Here is a 1153-nt window from a genome sequence, read left to right on the forward strand (position 1 = left end):
CTAAGCCATCCCGACTAATTCCGTTCAGGGGTGTTGGCCCAGATGGGGAGCCTGCCGCGCCTGCGGACGCGGCGCAGCAGGAGAACGGCCTCATCATAGAAGGCGTCACGGTCCGCCGTCAGCATGCGGCTGAAGTAGGTGGACTTCAGCTCCTCCCAGAAGCCCTCAACCCAGTTGAGGGTCTCTGAGGTGTAGCGCGGCAACCAGAAGACGCGCACGTAGGGGACGGCGGCCTCAATCGCGGCTGTCGAAGCACGGCTGGTGAAGCAGCCGCCGTTGTCGAGCACCAGCACGATGCGGCGGCCTGTCCGCTTCGCGCGTTTCACCAGCGTCTCCAGCACGGCGAGGAAGAGAGCAGTGGTGACGCTCTTGGGCTGGTGCGCGAAGCGGAAATCTCCCGTCGGGTAGCGCACCGCGCCCACCACTCCCACGCGCACGTTCTTGCCCGGGGTGGGCAGTGCGAGGCGCTCGCCTCGGCGGCGCCAGGCGGAGCGCACCGAGGGCAATAGGTCGAACCTCACCCCGTCCGCGTACCACAACTCGAAGAGCGCGCCCGGCTGGGAGGCCTGCTTTTTCAAGGAGTTGAGGCGCCTTTGGGCGCGCGCTTTTTTGCTCCTCGTCCGCCAGCCCCTTGAGCGTCAGCTTCGTGCGTCGCCAGGCAAAGCCATGGCGCCGCAGCACCTCTCCCACCCAATCGGGGCTGATGCTCACGCCGGCATGCTGCTGAAGGTGCGCGGCAAGACGCGCGCACGTCCAGCGTGCGAAGGCGTACCCCTGCTCTCGCGGGTTGCTCTCTACGTCCTTGAGCAGCAGCTCTACCGCCGCAGGTGTCAGGCGGGAGGGCCTACCTGGATGCGCACGGGCCTCCAGTGCCTGGACACCTTCCTGGCGCCACCTCCGACGCCACGCGTACACGGCCCGGGGAGTGACACCCAATGTTCTGCCCACCTGGGTGGCGCTCTGCCCTTCGGCAGACAACAGGAGAGCCGCGGCACGCAGCGCCACTCCCTGCTGCCCGCCGCGGCGGAGCAGCCCTGTCAGGAGGCGCCGCTGCCCGGCAGTTAGCCGCACGCCCTGCTGGGGCCTCTTCCGGCGCACGCTGCTCATTACCAACGCAGCGTACCCCTGAACGGAATTACTCCGGTTGGCTTAG

Annotated in this window: 1 protein-coding gene and 1 pseudogene; both read right to left on the minus strand. The window is 67.6% G+C overall.

Annotation, left to right across the window (positions count from 1 at the left end; all coding sequences use genetic code 11):
* Window positions 1-14: 14 nt before the first annotated feature.
* A complete protein-coding gene (locus D7Y11_RS42635; protein ID WP_120581750.1) occupies window positions 15-578 on the minus strand; it encodes a transposase in 564 nt (187 codons plus the stop codon).
* 43 nt (window positions 579-621) lie between these two features.
* Window positions 622-1107: pseudogene (locus D7Y11_RS45425) on the minus strand (helix-turn-helix domain-containing protein); the annotation flags it as partial.
* Window positions 1108-1153: the final 46 nt, after the last annotated feature.

The organism is Corallococcus sp. AB018 (genome assembly GCF_003986945.1).
GTDB classification, from domain to species: Bacteria; Myxococcota; Myxococcia; order Myxococcales; family Myxococcaceae; genus Corallococcus; species Corallococcus exiguus.